Raw genomic sequence first — 17,899 nt, forward strand, 5'->3', positions numbered from 1 at the left:
TGGTTATGTTTAAACCAATCTCGCTGTATATAGGGTTGAGATACACTCGCGCTCGGCGCAGTAACCACTTTATTTCTTTTATTGCTCTGGTATCCATGATCGGCCTCACGCTTGGTGTGGCAGTCCTTATTACAGTTTTATCTGTGATGAATGGTTTCGATCGTGAGCTGAAAACTCGTGTCTTAGGAATGATACCTCAAGCCACTGTTTCTTCAACACAAATTTTAACAAATTGGCCTGAACTTGCAAAAAAAATTGAGCAGCATGAGCATGTTCAAGGTGTCGCACCATTCACCCAATTACAGGGAATGTTGACGGCACAAGGTCAAGTGTCTGGCATTATGGTCAGTGGGATTGAACCGCAGTATGAAAAAAAGGTATCAATTATCCAAGACCATATGGTGGAAGGTAGTATCGATAACCTGAAAAAAGGTGAATTTGGTATTGTGCTCGGCAAGCAAATGACAGATGCCTTGGGTTTAGGTTTGAATGACAGTGTGACCTTGGTGCTTCCTGAAGCAACACCTTCTCCGGCTGGGGTCGTTCCGCGTTTTAAACGATTTAAAATTGTTGGTATTTTCAGTATTGGTGCGGAAGTTGATTCGATGATGGGCTATGTGGCCCTGAACGATGCGTCGACTTTATTAAGACTGCCAGATGGTGCACAAGGCATCCGTATGAAGTTGGATGATATTTTTGCAGCGCCACAAGTATCTCAAGAAATTGTGCGTGATCTACCTGCAAACTTCTATGCTTCAGATTGGACTTATACGCACGGTAATCTGTTCAGTGCGATTCAAATGGAAAAGGCAATGGTAAGTTTATTGCTGTTCCTGATTGTATTGGTTGCAGCATTTAATATCGTGTCTTCATTAGTGATGGTGGTCACTGATAAAAAATCCGATATTGCCATTTTGCGTACACTAGGCGCTTCACCGGCTACAATCACACGAATCTTCATGGTGCAAGGTACAGTGATTGGGGTGATTGGTACGGTGTCAGGGGCGATTTTAGGGATTATCGCTGCATCGAGTATTAGTAATTTAGTCGGTTGGTTGAATACAACATTGGGCTTAAATATGTTTGATGCTTACTTCATCAACTATTTACCGTCTTATTTAAGATGGCAAGATGTTGTGGTGATTGTATCTTTATCATTGGGTCTTAGCTTTATCGCGACTATTTATCCGGCATTACGTGCAGCTAAAGTTCAACCTGCAGAGGCTCTACGCTATGAGTAATTTAGTTTTAGATGCCCAAAACATTACCAAATCTTTTACCGATGGGAAGTCTACAGTCGATGTGATTCGTGGACTTTCATTACAAGTCAAAGCAGGTGAGTTTGTTTCGATTGTGGGGTCAAGTGGTTCTGGTAAAAGTACGTTGTTGCATGTATTGGGTGGCTTAGATCGTCCAACATCGGGTCAAGTGATGATTAATGGTCAACGCTTTGACACTTTAGGTGAAGCAGAGCGTGGTTATATCCGTAATGAGCATTTAGGTTTTGTGTATCAATTCCATCACTTGTTGCCTGAATTTACCGCCTTTGAAAATGTGGCAATGCCATTGATGTTACGTAAGTCGAGTAACTTCAAAGAAGTGAAGCAGCAAGCTGAATATCTTTTGGAACGCGTTGGACTTTCCCACCGCATGACGCACAAACCGGGTGAGCTTTCAGGCGGTGAACGTCAACGTGTGGCTTTGGCTCGTGCATTGGTAGCAAGACCTAAGTTGATGATGGCTGATGAGCCAACAGGGAACTTAGACCGCAAAACCGCGGTGAAGATTTTTGAGTTGCTATCTGAGTTGCGTAAAGAATTTAACATGGCAATGCTAATTGTGACCCATGATGAATATTTAGCTCAATCTGCTGATGCGATTTTGCATATGCAAGATGGTTTATGGGTAGATGACTAAGCGCTAAATTGATTTTGTAAAAAAAATTAGTGGATTAAGATTGTTTGATTGAAGCTCACCGCGGTGGGCTTTATTATTGCCAGCACATAATAAAAATAATGACGACTCATGTTACAAAGTTTTTGTATTGGCTGGATTTTAGGTATTTCTTTTATGGGGTTCATGTTTTGGAATCCACAACTCTCGACAGCTCAGTTGCTTTTTATTGTCCTGATTTGGCTAGTGCTACAGCTCTACATTTCACCAAAACTAAAAAGTATCTTTTCGAAAATCTTACAGCTCAGTGCAAATCTTTGCATAGGTGCAATTCTCGGCTTTAGTTTCGCCAATACTCAACTCGATCAGCGTTTGGCATTGGTTGAACATCAGAGCAGACAAGGCGAGTTTATTGCGTATATTCCACAGATCAGCCAACTCAAAGACCAAGCAATTCAGCAAAAAATTGAAGTGCTCAATCTGAATCAGCAGATTCAATATTTTATGGCGTATTTACCCAATTCAATTTTGCAAAATAATGAACAGACGATTCAGTTGGTCCCTGGACAATACTATCGTATGTATGGTGAGTTAAGACCTACCCAAAGCTATGTGACCGAAGGTGCATTTGACCAAGAAAGGTGGAATATACAGCAAAATATACATGCCAGTTTAAAGGTGAAGTCGGTTGAATTGATACCACCTCAACATATGACTGCGATGGGTTATGGCCAGCAATATCAACGACATCAAGGTGTGTTACATCAGTTCAAAATAAAAGTCGAAAAGCAGCGTTTATATTTAAGAGCGTTTATATACCAACAACCTCTGCAGAATCATGGCTTGCTGTTAGCGCTGCTTACAGGTGATAAAAGTTTACTCACTGAAGGCACCAGTGAATTATTTCAACGCTTTGGGATGAGTCATTTACTGGCGATCTCTGGTCCGCATGTACTGGTTTTTGCCAGCATGCTTTGTTGGGCGATGCAGTTAGGTATCCGTAAATATTGTCCCAAAATTTATCTCAAATGGCCTAAACAATATGTATTGGTCGTGCCCTTTATCTTCTGTGTCCTTCTATATTGCGCATTTACTGGCTTTGAAATACCTGCACTGAGAACGCTGACGATCTGCCTAGTTGCCAGTAGCATGCTTTTGTTACGGCAAACCATTCAGCCTTTTCAACTGCTGGTTTTTAGTGCAGCTATTTTATTGCTCGTGGATCCCTTTAGTATTTTATCCGCGGCATTTTGGTTGTCTTATGGCGCCTGCTTTATTTTACTGCGGATTTATCAAACCTTAAGGAAGCATTTACTGGCTCAAACGGACGCCAGTTTTTGGCAAAAGTTAAAGCATTCAATGTGGTTGATGGTGGAATCACAATGGAAAATCTTTGTCGCCTTATTTCCATTGATGGTGATTTTTTTCAAGCAAGTGACTTGGATTAGCCCATTAAGTAATTTATTCGCCATCCCGTGGTTAGGGGCTGTGGTGGTTCCTTTAGATATCATCGGAGGGGCACTTTCTTATATTTCTACACCTTTGGCGCATTTGGTTTTTTTATTCAATGATCTGTGTTTGGAAATATTGCATGTGTTTCTCTATGGCTTAGATCGACTCTTTGCACCAAAAATGCAAGATGTCGCATTGACGTCAACTCAAATCATACTGTTGATACTCGTTATAGTAATCTTATTTTTACCTGAAGGTATCTTGCCAAAATATTGGGCGGTCATTGCCTTTTTTGTTCTGTTTATCCCATGGAGAAATTCAGCAAATTTTCAGCTTTCAATTTTAGATGTGGGGCAAGGGCAGGCGATTTATATCCGATCTGTAGATCATCATATGATGGTGGACTTCGGTGGAAACTATGATGAAAATAAATTTAGTGTTGGGCAAAATATCATCCGGCCATTTTTGAGTGTGCAAGGTGTCCATCGACTAGATTGGGTGTTATTGACTCATTTAGATCAAGACCATAGCGGTGGCTTTTTCTCATTGGAGCAACAGCTTGATATTGGGCAGCTTTCAAGTAATGAGCGGGTACAAACCACGAACCAAGCTCCACAGCGCTTATGTCAGCGTGGTCAGCAGTGGAATTGGGATCAGCAAGTCTATTTTGAAATACTCTCGCCAAAGCCTGAAGATCTGACAGATGCCAAATGGAATCCCAATGAACGTTCTTGTGTTCTATATGTCACGATCAAAGGCGTCAATGGCCCACGACATTTTCTATTGATGGGGGATGCGGGTTGGGAGACTGAATATCAAATATTAAGTGATTATCCAGACCTAAAAGTCGATGTCTTGGTGCTCGGACACCATGGTAGTCGGCACAGTTCATCCTATGCGTTTTTAAACCATTTTAAGCCCAAGTTGGCGATTGCTTCTGCGGGGCGATTTAATCGTTATGGACATCCTGCAAAGATGACCCAAACACGTCTCAAACAATTAGACATTCCACTTTTGCAAACTGAGCAAAGTGGAAGTATCCATTTCAAGCAAAATAAACAGCAAATTGAACTAATTGAAGAGCGGACAAAGTATAAATGGCTCGATCTATATCGCAGGCTATCTAAAGAATCTGAATAGAAAACTGCTTCAAGTATATTGCTTGAAAACGTCAATCTGTCACATTTTTCATTTTTTGCTGTCTTTGATATTCCTCACGAATATCACGAATGCGTTGAGCGGCTTCTTCATCACTAATATTGTATAGATTTCTCAATTTTGGGTTGGCTTTAAAGCGTTTATAGCTCCAGTGATAATGCTCTGGATAACGATGAATTAAATCTTCCACTGCTTTAAAAATAACTATCGAGCCATCATCTGCATTGCCTTGATAGATATTCTCATCCATAGGTTCGATATGCATATCAAAACCATGATTATCGTTTCGAATGGCATACAGTAAGAGCGCACGTGCTTTGGTTTTTTGAATTAATTTTGCACTTAAGTTGCTGGTTTTTAGTGGAATACCAAAGTATGGAATCATTTCGCCGCCGGCATTGGGGGTATGATCTGGCAAGATCACAGTCGTCCCACCTTGTTTTAATGCTTTGAAAATCTGACGTACACCTGATTCATCCGTAGGAACCAATATTGCTTGCTCACGGCTTCGAGCAGCACGGACAAAATTGTTGGCAGATTCGCTTTTTACCGGCTTGTACATGATGGTCATTTGAGTGTACTGCGCAACCCATGCATTCATGATTTCCCAAGTACCAAAATGTGGTACTACGAGTACAACGCCTTTTTGTAGGGCGAGCGCTTCATGTAAATATTCAGCGCCATGTACGTGATGAATTCGTTGAATATTTTTTTCTGTACTTGCACCCCAAATGTTAAAAAATTCAAAATAAGAACAAAGTTCGTTTCGAATCGCTTGTTTAGTGAGTTGAATGCGAGCTGACTCTGATAATTCAGGCAATGCAATTTTTAGATTGCGTTGAATCGTAGAGTAGGTTTTAGAGATTTTTAAAACATTGACTAACCCAGCCAAACCTTTTGCAATTAATCTTGAAATTTGAATAGGTTGACGGCTGATAAATTTTAACAGGTGATATGTGGTGTCCTGTGAATTTTGGTCGGTCATCTTATTTAAGTCTGAAAGAAATGAAAGAAAATTTAAAATAATTATAGGGGAAAATGAATTGATTAGACAGTTATAGCGATTAGCGTGTATATAATGACTACAAATTAACGATCAAATGGGTTTTTTTATGTCCGAATGGCCACCAAAACCTGAAGAAAAACAGCAAAGTTCTTCAAATAATATTCAGCAGCCAACTGGAAATGAATGGAAAATATTAGAAAAAGCGGTGCTTTCTTCCGTTGAAGAACAACGTAGGGCACGTAGATGGGGTATATTTTTTAAATTTTTAACCTTTGCTTATTTGCTATTTATTATCATTGCGATGGCAAAAAGTTGCAGCATGTCGTCATCTGATCCTGCAGCAACAGCGGGTTCACATATTGCCGTGGTTGATATCATTGGGACCATTGCAGCGGACAAGCAAAGTGTAAACAGTGCAAATACCATCAAAGCTTTGAAAAAAGCTTATGAAAATAAACAAAGCAAAGCGGTTGTTCTAAATATTAATTCACCGGGTGGTTCACCTGTTCAGTCTGATGAAATTTGGCAAGAAATTCAGTACTTGAAAAAAGCCCATACCGATAAAAAACTGTATGCCATTATTGGTGATACAGGCGCTTCAGGTGCGTACTATATTGCGTCTGCGGCAGATGAAATTATTGTCAATCCTTCAAGTTTAGTGGGTTCGATTGGCGTGATTATGCCGAATTATGGTGTTAGTGGTTTGATGCAAAAATTCGGTGTAGAAGATCGCACCATGACTTCGGGTGAGAACAAAGCCATTTTATCCATGACTCAACCTGTTGATGCAGCACAAAAAGCACATGTTCAAGGTGTACTTGATAATGTTCATGCGCATTTCATTAATGCAGTGAAGGAAGGTCGCGGTAAGAAATTAAAATCAAATGATCCAGCTATTTTCTCAGGTTTATTTTGGACGGGTGATCAGGCTGTGAAGCTAGGTATTGCTGACCGTACAGGTAGTTTAAATAGCCTGAAACGTGAATTGAAAACTGAAAAAGCCGTGAACTACACCATTGAAAATAGTCCGTTTGATTCTGTACTAGGTCGTATGGGGAGTTCATTTGGTCAAGGTTTGGCAAGCGCATTGTCACAACAGGTTCAATCTGAAAACAGCACGAAATTACAATGAAACCGTTAATTCATTTTGCGCACGCCAATGGCGTGCCATCACGGGTTTATCAAAAATTGTTTGATTTACTGAGTGATGAATATGATGTGATCTATGTGCCGTTACTTGGGCCTGATAAGCGTTACCCAATCGATAACCATTGGAAGAGCTTAACACAGCAAGTCATTGACAGTATTGTACGTCAGGCCAATGGTCGTAAGGTTATTGGATTAGGTCACTCATTAGGTTCGGTTTTAACATTTCAGGCTGCTTTACAACGCCCAGAATTGTTTGAACAAGTGTTAATGATTGATCCGCCTATGATCATGGGGAAAGAGTCTTTTGCTTTGCACATCGCAAAACTCCTCAAACTTAAAGTCCTCGATAAAATGTCCCCAGCAGGATTGTCGAAGCGTCGTCGTGATCATTGGGACAGCCGTGAACAAGCAGCAGAGCTTTTAAGGCCGAAAGGTTTTTATAAAGATTTCGATCCAGACTGTTATCAAGCTTATATTGATCATGCCTTGATGGACGATAAACTGCGTGGTGGGGTGGAATTGACGATTTCACGTGATGATGAAGTTCATATTTTTCGAACCAATCCTTCACTGTGGTGGTTACCTCATGCTCAACCGCAAGTACCTGTACAGCAGTTAATTGCAGAGCAGGGACCATTTTTAGCTCGGCACTTTCCACAAATGGTAGAGAAAAAATTTGCGATTCCATTTAAAGTTGCTGCGGGGAGTCATATGTTCCCCTTAGAACATCCTGTAGAAACTGTGGAATTGATCAAAGATTTACTTAAATTGCCTAAGCGTCATCATTGAACCTTAAAAACGACAACACAAAAAAACCACTCTATAGAGTGCTTTTTTATGAATGAAACATTCTACTTTCTACTTTTGAGATTTATTTCGCATTTTCAAATTGTAAAACAACTTTGTTGTTGGCATCTAAAAATTTCAAATGATCTTTAGAGGCATCATAATGAGTAACTTGGCTCAATGCCTGCGAAAAATGTTGAGGAATATTTGTCGCAGTCAAACACGCTCTTTGTGTTGTAGCAAGGTTTGAAAATTGGATTTTTGTGTTTTGCACAGCGTAACCGCCCATGAATCGATTACAACCATCAGAACCACTTACACGAGTATCGTCGAAAGTGATGGTGGGTACGTTCGAATTGTTAGGGTCAGCTTCAAGCTTAACGCCTTGAATTTCACTCGCAACCCAATTTTTGTTTTGTAATTTATCTAAATTACGATCAGTAGCCGGATTTGATGTCGTAGCACAACCAATCATACCCAGTGTTATACATGCACAAGTCGCCAGTGTGATGGATTTTAACATGTGATTTTCTCCACTTTTGTTTGAAGGATGTAATATTTCTAGATTTATAAGGTTTTCTAATTGCAATATAAGCTTATTATTTTAATGTTGCTAAAAGTTTTAATTTAACTAAAAACTACATATTGATCATAAAGTTGAACATTCTGCAAAAATGGATTTTAGATTTTAGATTTTAGATTTTAGATTTTAGATTTTAGATTTTAGATTTTAGTAATAAATAGAGTTTTATTTGGTCCTTAAAAAACAAAACGCACCCTAAGATGCGTTGATTGTTAAGTTATACAGTTGCTTAGAACTTACAGAATTGAACAGGTTGTTGCAAAGGCTCACCACGATATAAAACACCGTTTTCAGTGTGTTGAATGGTGCCATTACAAATCCATTCTGCCACTTGAGGGTAAATCACATGCTCAAGCACGTGAACCCGATCTGCCAGACTTTCAGCATGATCATGCACATTGACTTTAAGTACGCCTTGAGCAAGCGCTTGACCAGCATCCAGCTCTGCAGTCACATAGTGAACTGTACAGCCATGGAAGACATCACCGGTGTTTAAAACACGTTGATGAGTATGCATTCCTTTATAATTTGGCAGCAGAGAAGGGTGGATGTTAATCATTTTTCCTTCCCATGCTTTGACAAATTTTGCGCTTAAAATGCGCATAAAGCCTGCCAAAATGACCAAATCAACATCCCAGTCGAGCAGTTGTTGATGCATCACATCATCAAAAGCTTCACGACTTGGATATTGCTTATGTTCAATGACTGCAGTTGCAATCTTTGCTTTTCTTGCACGTTGCAGTGCAAAAGCGTCAGGTCTATTGGAAATCACCCCAACGATTTGACCTGATAGATTGGCATCGATCAGGGCTTGCAGGTTAGATCCGCTGCCTGAAACAAGTACAGCAATTTTAATCATGAACGTTGCTTATGCGAAAACTACACGGATTTTTTCGTCAGCGCCTTCAACAGATTCAGCATTATCTGCAATGTGACCCATTGTGAATGCTTTTTCGCCAAGGCTATTGAGTAATTCAACAGTTTTGTCAGCATCGGCTGCATCAACCACGAGAACCATACCTACGCCACAGTTAAATGTGCGGTACATTTCAAATTGTTCAACACCACCTTCTTTTTGAAGTAGTTTGAATAATTCTGGCCATTCCCAAGATGCTTCATTGACTACCGCTTGAGCACCATTTGGCAGTACGCGAGGTAAGTTACCCGGTAAACCGCCGCCTGTGATGTGCGCCATAGCGTGTACATCCACTTCTTTCAATAACTGAAGAATTGGTTTTACATAAATACGTGTTGGTTCCATTGCTGTATCTGCAAGTGGACGACCATCAACGATTTGAGTAAGGTCGACGTTTTTCACATCTAAAATTTTACGAAGAAGTGAGTAACCATTTGAGTGTGCGCCAGAAGATGCAACACCAACTAAAACGTCACCCGCTTTAACTTTAGAGCCATCAATAATTTTACTTTGTTCAACGACACCTACGCAGAAACCTGCAAGGTCATAGTCTTCGCCTTCATACATACCTGGCATTTCAGCAGTTTCACCGCCAACCAATGCACAGCCTGCAAGTTCACAACCCGCACCGATACCAGTCACAACATTTGCTGCAACGTCAACGTTGAGGTGGCCAGTTGCATAGTAGTCAAGGAAGAACAGTGGTTCAGCACCACATACAAGAAGATCGTTTACGCACATTGCAACCAAGTCTTGACCAATTGTGTCATGACGGTTCAAATTCAATGCTAAACGTAATTTTGTACCAACACCATCTGTGCCAGATACGAGAACAGGTTCTTCATAACCTTTAGGAATTTTACAAAGAGCGCCGAAGCCGCCTAGACCGCCCATTACTTCAGGACGTGCAGTACGTTTCGCGACAGATTTGATACGATCGACTAACGCGTCGCCCGCTTCAATGTCGACACCTGCATCTTTGTAGCTTAAACCAGTGTTTGGGGTAGAAGTTGAGTTGCTCATAATGAAGTCTCCGCATTCGCGCGGGGATTATAACCTGAATATGCAAAACTCTTATGCTATTTCGCACTAAAATGTTATCTTTATTAAAATATTTTCCTTTCTATAACGATTACATTGAAAAAAGGTGACTTTATATGGGTGATCGCACCTTGCGCCGAATATTTATTCTTGCTGGGATAGCATTGATCATATGGGTTTTATACTTATTAAAGCCTGTAGTTGTTCCTTTTATCGGCGCATTTCTAATTGCATATTTATTTAGCCCTTTAGTCGATAAATTACATAATATTGGCTTGCCGCGCTGGTTATCTATCAGTTTGGTCTTTATTGGAATTGGTGTCGCTATATTCCTTTCAATGTGGTTCCTCGTACCACTGGTATGGGAACAGTTGATGTATGCGAAAAACAATATTCCAAGCAATATTCATTGGGTCAACTATACATTCCTGCCGTGGTTATCAGAGACATTTAATCTTGTACCGATGGAAATTGATACAGAGCAAATGTCAGCAGCGATCATGGAGTATATTCAAACCAACTATAGTGCAGACAGTATCCAAGCCATGTTGTTAAAAGTGGCACAATCGGGTCTGAATTTCATACAGATTGGTGGCACGATTGTCTTAATTCCAATCATAGCTTTCTATTTCTTATTAGATTGGGAGCGTATGTTAGAAAACATGCGTCGACTTATTCCACGTAAATATGAAAAAAGCACGCTCACAATCGTGGGCGAATGTCATGAAGTTTTAGGTGCATTTGTAAAAGGCCAATTCTTGGTAATGTTCTTATTGGGCGTTGTTTATGCGGTTGGACTCCAATTAGTCGGTATTGAGGTTGGCATCATCATTGGGATGATTGCGGGTCTAGCCAGTATTATTCCGTATTTGGGTTTTGCGGTTGGTATTATTTCGGCAATTGTGGCTTGCCTGTTCCAATTCGGTTTGGATTGGGTGCATTTGGCCTTAGTATTGGTGGTATTCATGGTAGGGCAGGCAATAGAAGGTTATATTTTACAGCCTTTCTTATTAGGCGACAAAATTGGTTTGTCTCCTGTGGCAGTGGTATTTGCAGTCCTTGCAGGCGCGCAATTGGCAGGACTCCTCGGAATGCTCATTGCACTACCCGTTGCAGCGATTATTGTGGTCTTATTACGTCATGCACGCGAAAATTACGAGAAAAGTAATTTATACCGAAATGATGTACTGGTTGTAAATGATGCTGCAAGTGGCACTTTAAACGTAGAAACCAATCAAGTTGTTGTTGATATTGAGCTCAAAAATCAGTCTGCAAATTCGCTGCAAGATCCTGAAATTTCGAGTAACATTGAAAGATCAGAACATAAAGATTGATAAGGCTAAAATATAGATATGCGTCAATTGCAGTTAGATATAGAACCTCAACTCGATGCCCGAATTAGTGATTTTTCTGGGCCGAGTTGGGGGCATGTAATCGATGGTGTTCGTCAGTTACATGCTGGTTTAATGAATCGTTTCTATATCTATGGTGGAGCTGGCACAGGAAAAAGCCATTTACTGTCTGCAATATGTGACTCCTACTTAGAAATTGGCAAATCAGCAATTCAAGTTTCATTGCTTGAATTGCTAGATGCTCCCACTGAAGCGATTACTTCGCTCGATCGCTATGACTTGGTGGCTTTAGACGATATTGAAGCGATTAGCGGAGTTCCACATTGGCAAAAAGCTGTTTTTCACCTGATTAATTATAATAACGAAGAAGGTGGTCAATTGGTCTTTTCATCTCGGCTGGCGCCTATTGAACTCAAACTTGAACTGCCAGATTTACAGTCTAGATTAACTCAGGCTGTCAGTGTAAAAGTGCCAAATGGTAGTTTATACGCAGACCGACAAGCACTCGTAAACTCTGTTTTGGCACGACGTGGCATCCATATGGATCAACAAATTGTGGATTATTTGTTGGCACATGGGCCGCATCAGGCGTCTATTTTACTTCGCTCTTTAGAACAACTGATTCAGATGTTAAAAGGTGAAAAAGTTAAATTGAGTCATGCAAATTTAAGACAGATTTTTGCCCTAATTGATGAATATCGGTAAGCAATAAAAATTCTTGAGTAATTACTCAAGCTGTGACAAAGTACATAAAAATATTTTAATGTTGCAAGGATTGTGCAACTTAAGAATAAAAAGATAAAAAATATTTAAGGAGATGGATATGCTCAAACAGAGCATAGGCATTGGCATGCTTCTCATGGCAGGTCATGCATTTAGCGCAGAAATTACCGTTACAACCACTGAAGATGTTGTAAAGGATGACAAGGAATGTTCACTTCGTGAAGCCATAGAATATATCAATAATGGTATGCCAGAAGCCGGATATAATGGTTGCGGGGGTAAAGACGCCTATGCCTCAATTTCTCTGAAAAAAAATGAAGTTTATAAACTCACTAAAAAAATTGATATTAAAGCAGAACTGAATCTGAAAACGGCGTATGAAAGTAACGTCAATGAAGATGTTGTACTCGGTCTCAATAATGCCGTCATTGAAATGACCGGTAAGGATCAAATTTTTAATATTAATGATGGCGAAAAAGAACTACTTGCGATCAATTTTAAAGAAATTTCATTTAAAGGATGTAAGCAAGATCAGTGCGCTGATAAAGGCGGCATCCTTTTTAATAATGAAAAACTCACACTTGAAAATGTAAAGTTTGAAGATGGCTATGCACGACTTGGTGGTGCAATCTACAATGTTGGATTTTCAGAAGATGGTGCAGCTGTAGCAAGCCGTCTATATATACGAACCACGATTTTTCAAAACAACAAAGCGGTAGATGGTGGTGCAATTTACTCAGAAGCACCGGCTTATGAAATCTATACATCTTTGTTCAAAAATAATGAAAGCACTTCTGGTCGAGCGATTGTTTACAATCAAAATGGGCTCGCAGACATCAGCAAGTTGGTGTTCAGTAACCCTCAAAATATCATTGCCAATAGTACCTTTTTCAAAAACAAAGGTTTTGCTGTCAACTTACGTGATGGTTTAGCACTCAATAATATTACAGTACTGAAGAACAGTGGCGGTATCGAACTAAATAGTACCTCTGAGCATGCTTATTTAGCCAATAGTGTGGTGATTGGTAATGCGCTCAGTGGTACCGCTCAAGATTGTAAAGTCGTGAACTCAGGAACAGACAAATCTGTTTTTTATAACAACTTAGTGGCTGCGAGTTGTCCTGTTGGACCTGCTGCAAATTTAAATGATGTATGGTCTGGGACAAGTTTAATCGCGGGTGAAGATGAAGGTAGCTGTAAAACCTTAACAGAAGATCGTAATGCACTTTTCTGTCCATTTACCACAGCAAATAACGCATTTATTGGTTATTTACGTCCTCGTATTTTATTAAATTACGAAACGATTTTCTCAAGCTCGATATTAAATAAGGGGAAGACCACAGCAAATGGCAATGAGCATCATGTGTATTGTGAGTCTTCTGATCAGCGTGGAAAAAATCGTAATTTGGATGATGTTTGGTGTGATCGTGGGGCTATAGAAATTGTGGTTCCTGTGAGCATGCCTCGCTTAGGTAAAGACATACGTACAGGTGAAGTGGCGAAGTTTAATATCTTAGACGCTTTAGGTGACAGTGATTTAATTCCAAAAGAAGAATGTACAAAAGTGATGGGTATGGCAAATCCAACAGGTGAGCCATGGCAAGATGGTTGTCCAATAGTTGTACAAAGCACCGAATCAAAAGGTAAATTTACACTGAATTTGAATGGTGATTTTGAATACACGCCAAATGGAAATTGGCATGGCGCAGATATTTTTGAATTGCGTGTGGTGACGTCTTCAACCCGTTTTAATACTTCGGCAAAAAATTATTTAGCTGCAGAAGTGCGTATTTTCCAAGAACCAAACAATGAAATGGAAAGTAAAACAGTTAAAACATCAGGTGGTGCTCTAGGCTGGGCAGGTATTTTTGCACTACTTGGCTTAGTTGGATTTCGTCGCTTTAAAAAATAGTCTGGATAGAATTAAGGACAGCACATGAAAAATTATAAAAAAGGATTGCTGGCGGTCATGGTCCTTGCGGCTATGTCATCTATGGCAGCGACAAGTAACATCATCAAAGTTACGACCTTTGAGGATGAAAATGGTGAAAATCTCAATCAATGTTCTTTACGTGAAGCGATTGAAACTGCACGTAAAAACAAATCTTTTGGTGGATGTAATGTCGGTAACCCAAATAATGGGCAGACCGATTATATTCAACTTGAAGCAGGTGAATATCTTCTGACCAAAGGTGAGTTAGTTCCGCTCAATCAGATCGTGATTGAGGGGAAAAGTCGCTTTAACTATGATTCAAAAAATTTACTGACGCAGAAATTTCCTGCCTATGAAGATATTAGAACGACGATTAATGCCCAAGGCAAATCGCGTATTTTTAATACTTCACGCTCAGAAGCCAACTTTATCGTCAATAATGTACGCCTTACTGGCGGGATGGCAGAAGACCGTGGTGGTGCCTTGTATTTAGGGGGAGCATTTACTTTAAATAATGGTGCAATAGAAAACTCTCAGGCCAAAGTTGCTGGCGGTGCTATCTACTCCGTTGCGCATAATATGTCGAAAAAAACATTATTGGTGAGCAGTTTAGTTCAGGGTAACGTCGCACCTAAAGGTAGTGTTGTAGCTATGGACTGTATCGGGAACTTGGGGGATACCCAGCCTGAAATTGTGTTCCAGCAAAGCAGTATTATTCAAAATGGTTCATCGACGAGCAATAGTGTGATGGACTTCTGTGGAAATGCCAAGGTTGAACTGACAGCAAATACGATTGCAAAAAACCAAGCAAATCCAAGTACGGGTAGTATTATCCGTGCCATTTCTCAGGGAACGGAACGTTTAAGTGCTTTTTCTAGCTTCGTTTTAACCAGTAATACAATAGTCGAAAATAATGCGGCGAGTACCTATTATTATGACAAGAATGGTACGAAGGCTTGGTATTTCAATGTATTGGCCTACAATACTGGTGGTAAATCTTGTCGTTATCTCAATAACGCTGTACCTGATAATAGTCAAAAATTTGTTGCAAGTAATAATGCATTTGAACTGGCAGCCGCACAGTGTGATTTACCCGAAAGTGTGCTGAATAGTATGGAAAGCTTTCTGCAAAACCATGATGTAAGTAGCTATGCTATGGGGACTTTGTTAAGCGCCCTACAAACAAAATCTGCTTATAATTTGTATTTACCTTTGTATTATCCGAAAGCGATCGGCAGTGGTTTTGACTTAATCAATCTTGGCTTAGACGGCTGTAGTGATGCGGATCAACGGGGCATTTTGCGGATCACAGATGGTACTTTACAGTTATCACCTACGCAAAGAAACACATGTGATATTGGTTCGGTTGAGTTAATGAATTTAACCGCAGCAGATATGGCAGATATTACCAATGAGTCTTTAACAGCTCTGCAAGATAAGTATCAAAATACAATTGATGCTTTGAAAAAGGATATCGACGATCCAGATTATGCAGAATACAAACTTGCCAATCAGGATGATTTAACAAAATACGAAGCGGTATTAAGTGCATTAAAAAATAACCTCAAATATCGTGCGGTTTATTTTGATCCATTCCCAGCATCATTACCTCAAGAAGAGTCTGTGAACGGAAGTGCTGAAACACGACAAATTGCATTAAATGCTGACAACTATACCGTGACGACTTCACCAATCGGCATTGGTAGTGAAATTACGGTGTCTAGTACAGGCGAAGCAAGTATTGTGGGTAATCCACCACATGACCTGCACTGTGATTGGGATGCTGGAATAAAACAAATCGTTATATATCGCACCAGTGGGGCAACAACAGCACCTACCGAATACGGTTTTTGTAAATATACGCTAAAACAAAAGACAGGGAGTCAGGCGGAATCCTCTGGTGTGGTCCGTGTGGCATTTAAAAATATGACCCCAGTGGCCAAAGCTGCTCAATATACAATTAGTCCGTCAAATAATTTGTCTGTTACCGTCAATAATTTATTAGAGAATGCTAATGATGATGGTGATGGTCCAGTTGCATCTATGCCAGCGGGTAAATCGGTATGGCATAAAAATGAAGAAGGCCAAATTATTCCCATTCGCTTTACGAAAATCCCAGCAGGTTTAAACTTTGAAGCTGAGTATAGTGGCAGTTGCCCAGCAAGTTATTTAAAGGAAACCTGCTACGGTGGAAAAATTACCTTCTCAGTAAAAAATGGCTTTAGTCAGTTTGACTATCCTGTTGAATATAGCGTTGTCGATAGTGACGCCATTGCATCAAACAATGCAATTTTGACCCTTAAGAATACCGCGAAAAACACCAACTCTTCTTCTAGCGGCGGTGGTTCGATGGGATTATTTGGGCTGTTGACACTGATTGGTTTAGGTATGTATCGTCAACGTCGGTTGAGCAAGTAAGACAATAAAAAAGCCTCGATAAGAGGCTTTTTTATGGCTTAACTAATGTAATTGATTTGATTTTCACAAGATAATGTTGTTATTGATTAGTGAACGACAGCGATAGGCTGTAAATATTTGTTGATATACTCATCGCGAATAGCAGGTCGTTCATCAGGACTAGCTTTTTGCATACGTGTCGCGAGTTCTTTACGTTCTAAAGTACTCATTTTTTGCCAAGTTTCGCGCATACGCTGCTTTTCACTATCTGGAAGTTGAGTGAACCAATCCATGCGCTGTTGCAAGCTGACACGTTGATCTGCAGGAATCTCTTTGAGTGCCTGATACTTTTTAATTAAAGCCTGTTGTTCTGCTTCAGATAGCGAATCCCAAGTTTCATTGATTTGAGTATCTGCATCTTTTGAAAATATCCAAAAGCGATCAAAGCCAGCAAAACTGGTTTGCAAAAAACTAAAAGCACAGAATGCAATTGCTAATTTTTTAGCTGCCATGTGGAACTTTGTCCTCACCCAGAACCATCAACATTTCAAGATCTTCCACCATTTGAGGGGAGAGCTTAGGGGTTGAAATCACCTGATTTTGTGGTTTGTCATCCAGTACAGTCGCATTCGGTAAAATGACAAAACCTGCAATTGCTGCTGCAAGTGCAAAGCCAGACATTTTCCAGAAACCATAACGAGAAGTTTCGCGCTGATGAATATCTTCAAGCACGTTATTCATGACAGTTGCTTTGTCTTTATGGTGCTGTGCGAGTCCATCAAGTTTGGAAGTTACTTGCTTTAAGAAATCATCTTGTTTCATTCGGATGATCCTCCCATATGTGGATTCAAATGTGCCAAAGCGGTACGTAAACCTTGAATGGCACGGTGGTAATGTGTTTTCACACTGCCTTCGGAACAATTCATAATTTCTGCAGTTGTATGCGTATCAAAGCCTTCCCAAGCTCGCAACATAAATGCTTGTTGCTGGCGGACTGGAAGTTCTGCGATAGCATCTTGTATTTCCTCTGCAGTGACAGCCTGATCCAGAAAGTCGAAAGGGTTTGGTGTAGTTTCATCTACCACATCCTGTATCTCGACATCGTCGTCATCTAGGCTGACTTTTCTAAATAGGGAAAACGGCTGTGAACGACGTGCTTCTTTTCGACGCCAGTCTTGCAGCTTGTTATTTAAAATGGTGTAAAACAGGGGATACCATTCCTCTGTGGACTTTTCAGCATAAGCTTTATGTAAGGAAATAAAGGCTTCTTGCACCAAGTCCATGGCAATGCCATGTTGACCGTGCGTTGCACTTTCCATCATTACTAAAGCACGCCCCGTCACTTCATTCATGAAGTTTTTCAGGCGAGACTCAGCCGTGCTTTTTAAAACACTGCTGTCTTGCGTCTCGGACTTTTTGGGTGCTAAATCCATAGAGATGGAAAATCCTGTCATCGGATACCCACCATTATTTCCATATTCATATACAAATAACGATGGAAATAACGGTT

At 40.1% G+C, this 17,899-nt stretch carries 16 protein-coding genes; 9 read left to right on the plus strand and 7 right to left on the minus strand.

Annotation, left to right across the window (positions count from 1 at the left end; all coding sequences use genetic code 11):
• The first annotated feature begins 5 nt into the window (after positions 1-5).
• The 3 genes from FTU34_RS01920 to FTU34_RS01930 all read left to right on the plus strand — a co-directional run bounded on the left by FTU34_RS01920 (position 6) and on the right by FTU34_RS01930 (position 4,485).
• Complete coding sequence (locus FTU34_RS01920) at positions 6-1,241, plus strand: lipoprotein-releasing ABC transporter permease subunit (protein ID WP_078190389.1); 1,236 nt, start codon at positions 6-8, stop codon at positions 1,239-1,241.
• On the plus strand, positions 1,234-1,917 hold the full coding sequence (gene lolD, locus FTU34_RS01925; protein WP_180034388.1) for a lipoprotein-releasing ABC transporter ATP-binding protein LolD: 684 nt from the start codon (positions 1,234-1,236) through the stop codon (positions 1,915-1,917). Before FTU34_RS01920 ends, lolD begins: the two co-directional genes overlap by 8 nt.
• 108 nt (positions 1,918-2,025) lie before the next feature.
• Positions 2,026-4,485 (plus strand): DNA internalization-related competence protein ComEC/Rec2, encoded by a 2,460-nt coding sequence (locus tag FTU34_RS01930; RefSeq protein ID WP_180034387.1) that lies wholly within the window; start codon positions 2,026-2,028, stop codon positions 4,483-4,485.
• Between the two features lie 31 nt (positions 4,486-4,516).
• On the opposite strand, the gene FTU34_RS01935 is transcribed toward FTU34_RS01930, so the two are convergent.
• Positions 4,517-5,488, minus strand: coding sequence for a lysophospholipid acyltransferase family protein (locus FTU34_RS01935; RefSeq protein ID WP_180034386.1), 972 nt, complete (start codon positions 5,486-5,488; stop codon positions 4,517-4,519).
• Between the two features lie 127 nt (positions 5,489-5,615).
• Between FTU34_RS01935 and sppA the strand changes: the two genes are divergently transcribed.
• Both sppA and FTU34_RS01945 read left to right on the plus strand, forming a co-directional pair.
• Positions 5,616-6,641, plus strand: a complete 1,026-nt coding sequence (gene sppA, locus FTU34_RS01940) for a signal peptide peptidase SppA (RefSeq protein WP_078190385.1) — start codon at positions 5,616-5,618, stop codon at positions 6,639-6,641.
• Positions 6,638-7,447: an alpha/beta fold hydrolase gene (locus FTU34_RS01945; RefSeq protein WP_180034385.1), complete on the plus strand. Its 810-nt coding sequence runs from the start codon at positions 6,638-6,640 to the stop codon at positions 7,445-7,447. Before sppA ends, FTU34_RS01945 begins: the two co-directional genes overlap by 4 nt.
• 82 nt (positions 7,448-7,529) lie before the next feature.
• On the opposite strand, the gene FTU34_RS01950 is transcribed toward FTU34_RS01945, so the two are convergent.
• From FTU34_RS01950 to purM, 3 genes are all read right to left on the minus strand, one after another.
• Positions 7,530-7,967, minus strand: a complete 438-nt coding sequence (locus FTU34_RS01950; RefSeq protein ID WP_078192049.1) for an META domain-containing protein — start codon at positions 7,965-7,967, stop codon at positions 7,530-7,532.
• Between the two features lie 289 nt (positions 7,968-8,256).
• Positions 8,257-8,886 (minus strand): phosphoribosylglycinamide formyltransferase, encoded by a 630-nt coding sequence (purN, locus tag FTU34_RS01955; RefSeq protein WP_111883942.1) that lies wholly within the window; start codon positions 8,884-8,886, stop codon positions 8,257-8,259.
• A gap of 9 nt (positions 8,887-8,895) precedes the next feature.
• Positions 8,896-9,966: a phosphoribosylformylglycinamidine cyclo-ligase gene (purM, locus tag FTU34_RS01960; RefSeq protein ID WP_078190382.1), complete on the minus strand. Its 1,071-nt coding sequence runs from the start codon at positions 9,964-9,966 to the stop codon at positions 8,896-8,898.
• A 134-nt stretch (positions 9,967-10,100) separates the two neighbouring features.
• On the opposite strand from purM, the gene cxpE reads away from it, so the two are divergent.
• The 4 genes from cxpE to FTU34_RS01980 all read left to right on the plus strand — a co-directional run bounded on the left by cxpE (position 10,101) and on the right by FTU34_RS01980 (position 16,410).
• Positions 10,101-11,318 carry a chloramphenicol efflux transporter CxpE gene (gene cxpE, locus FTU34_RS01965; protein ID WP_180034384.1) on the plus strand — a complete coding sequence of 406 codons (1,218 nt, stop codon included), beginning with the start codon at positions 10,101-10,103 and terminating at the stop codon, positions 11,316-11,318.
• Positions 11,319-11,336: 18 nt separating this feature from the next.
• Positions 11,337-12,041, plus strand: coding sequence for a DnaA regulatory inactivator Hda (gene hda, locus FTU34_RS01970; protein ID WP_078190380.1), 705 nt, complete (start codon positions 11,337-11,339; stop codon positions 12,039-12,041).
• Between the two features lie 118 nt (positions 12,042-12,159).
• Entirely contained in the window at positions 12,160-13,971 is a 1,812-nt protein-coding gene (gene rbtA, locus FTU34_RS01975; protein WP_180034383.1) for a rhombotarget A, read from the plus strand.
• A 24-nt stretch (positions 13,972-13,995) separates the two neighbouring features.
• Positions 13,996-16,410 (plus strand): CSLREA domain-containing protein, encoded by a 2,415-nt coding sequence (locus tag FTU34_RS01980; protein WP_180034382.1) that lies wholly within the window; start codon positions 13,996-13,998, stop codon positions 16,408-16,410.
• Positions 16,411-16,496: 86 nt separating this feature from the next.
• Here FTU34_RS01980 and FTU34_RS01985 read toward each other — a convergent pair whose 3' ends face one another.
• From FTU34_RS01985 to FTU34_RS01995, 3 genes are read right to left on the minus strand one after another with little or no spacing between them, the layout of a single operon-like run.
• A complete protein-coding gene (locus FTU34_RS01985) occupies positions 16,497-16,901 on the minus strand; it encodes a DUF3106 domain-containing protein (protein ID WP_180034381.1) in 405 nt (134 codons plus the stop codon).
• On the minus strand, positions 16,891-17,211 hold the full coding sequence (locus FTU34_RS01990; RefSeq protein WP_078190377.1) for a hypothetical protein: 321 nt from the start codon (positions 17,209-17,211) through the stop codon (positions 16,891-16,893). Before FTU34_RS01990 ends, FTU34_RS01985 begins: the two co-directional genes overlap by 11 nt.
• On the minus strand, positions 17,208-17,822 hold the full coding sequence (locus FTU34_RS01995) for an RNA polymerase sigma factor (RefSeq protein WP_180034434.1): 615 nt from the start codon (positions 17,820-17,822) through the stop codon (positions 17,208-17,210). Before FTU34_RS01995 ends, FTU34_RS01990 begins: the two co-directional genes overlap by 4 nt.
• Positions 17,823-17,899 lie beyond the last annotated feature (77 nt).

Origin of the sequence: Acinetobacter sp. YH12094 (assembly GCF_013419295.1) — a bacterium.
Classification (GTDB): Bacteria; Pseudomonadota; Gammaproteobacteria; order Pseudomonadales; family Moraxellaceae; genus Acinetobacter; species Acinetobacter amyesii.

Bases quoted from the DNA above. Each gene is read 5' to 3' on its own strand.
- FTU34_RS01920 (WP_078190389.1), top strand. From the start codon at position 6: ATGTTTAAACCAATCTCGCTGTATATAGGGTTGAGATACACTCGCGCT.
- lolD (WP_180034388.1), top strand. From the start codon at position 1,234: ATGAGTAATTTAGTTTTAGATGCCCAAAACATTACCAAATCTTTTACC.
- FTU34_RS01930 (WP_180034387.1), top strand. From the start codon at position 2,026: ATGTTACAAAGTTTTTGTATTGGCTGGATTTTAGGTATTTCTTTTATG.
- FTU34_RS01935 (WP_180034386.1), bottom strand. From the start codon at position 5,488: ATGACCGACCAAAATTCACAGGACACCACATATCACCTGTTAAAATTT.
- sppA (WP_078190385.1), top strand. From the start codon at position 5,616: ATGTCCGAATGGCCACCAAAACCTGAAGAAAAACAGCAAAGTTCTTCA.
- FTU34_RS01945 (WP_180034385.1), top strand. From the start codon at position 6,638: ATGAAACCGTTAATTCATTTTGCGCACGCCAATGGCGTGCCATCACGG.
- FTU34_RS01950 (WP_078192049.1), bottom strand. From the start codon at position 7,967: ATGTTAAAATCCATCACACTGGCGACTTGTGCATGTATAACACTGGGT.
- purN (WP_111883942.1), bottom strand. From the start codon at position 8,886: ATGATTAAAATTGCTGTACTTGTTTCAGGCAGCGGATCTAACCTGCAA.
- purM (WP_078190382.1), bottom strand. From the start codon at position 9,966: ATGAGCAACTCAACTTCTACCCCAAACACTGGTTTAAGCTACAAAGAT.
- cxpE (WP_180034384.1), top strand. From the start codon at position 10,101: ATGGGTGATCGCACCTTGCGCCGAATATTTATTCTTGCTGGGATAGCA.
- hda (WP_078190380.1), top strand. From the start codon at position 11,337: ATGCGTCAATTGCAGTTAGATATAGAACCTCAACTCGATGCCCGAATT.
- rbtA (WP_180034383.1), top strand. From the start codon at position 12,160: ATGCTCAAACAGAGCATAGGCATTGGCATGCTTCTCATGGCAGGTCAT.
- FTU34_RS01980 (WP_180034382.1), top strand. From the start codon at position 13,996: ATGAAAAATTATAAAAAAGGATTGCTGGCGGTCATGGTCCTTGCGGCT.
- FTU34_RS01985 (WP_180034381.1), bottom strand. From the start codon at position 16,901: ATGGCAGCTAAAAAATTAGCAATTGCATTCTGTGCTTTTAGTTTTTTG.
- FTU34_RS01990 (WP_078190377.1), bottom strand. From the start codon at position 17,211: ATGAAACAAGATGATTTCTTAAAGCAAGTAACTTCCAAACTTGATGGA.
- FTU34_RS01995 (WP_180034434.1), bottom strand. From the start codon at position 17,822: ATGGATTTAGCACCCAAAAAGTCCGAGACGCAAGACAGCAGTGTTTTA.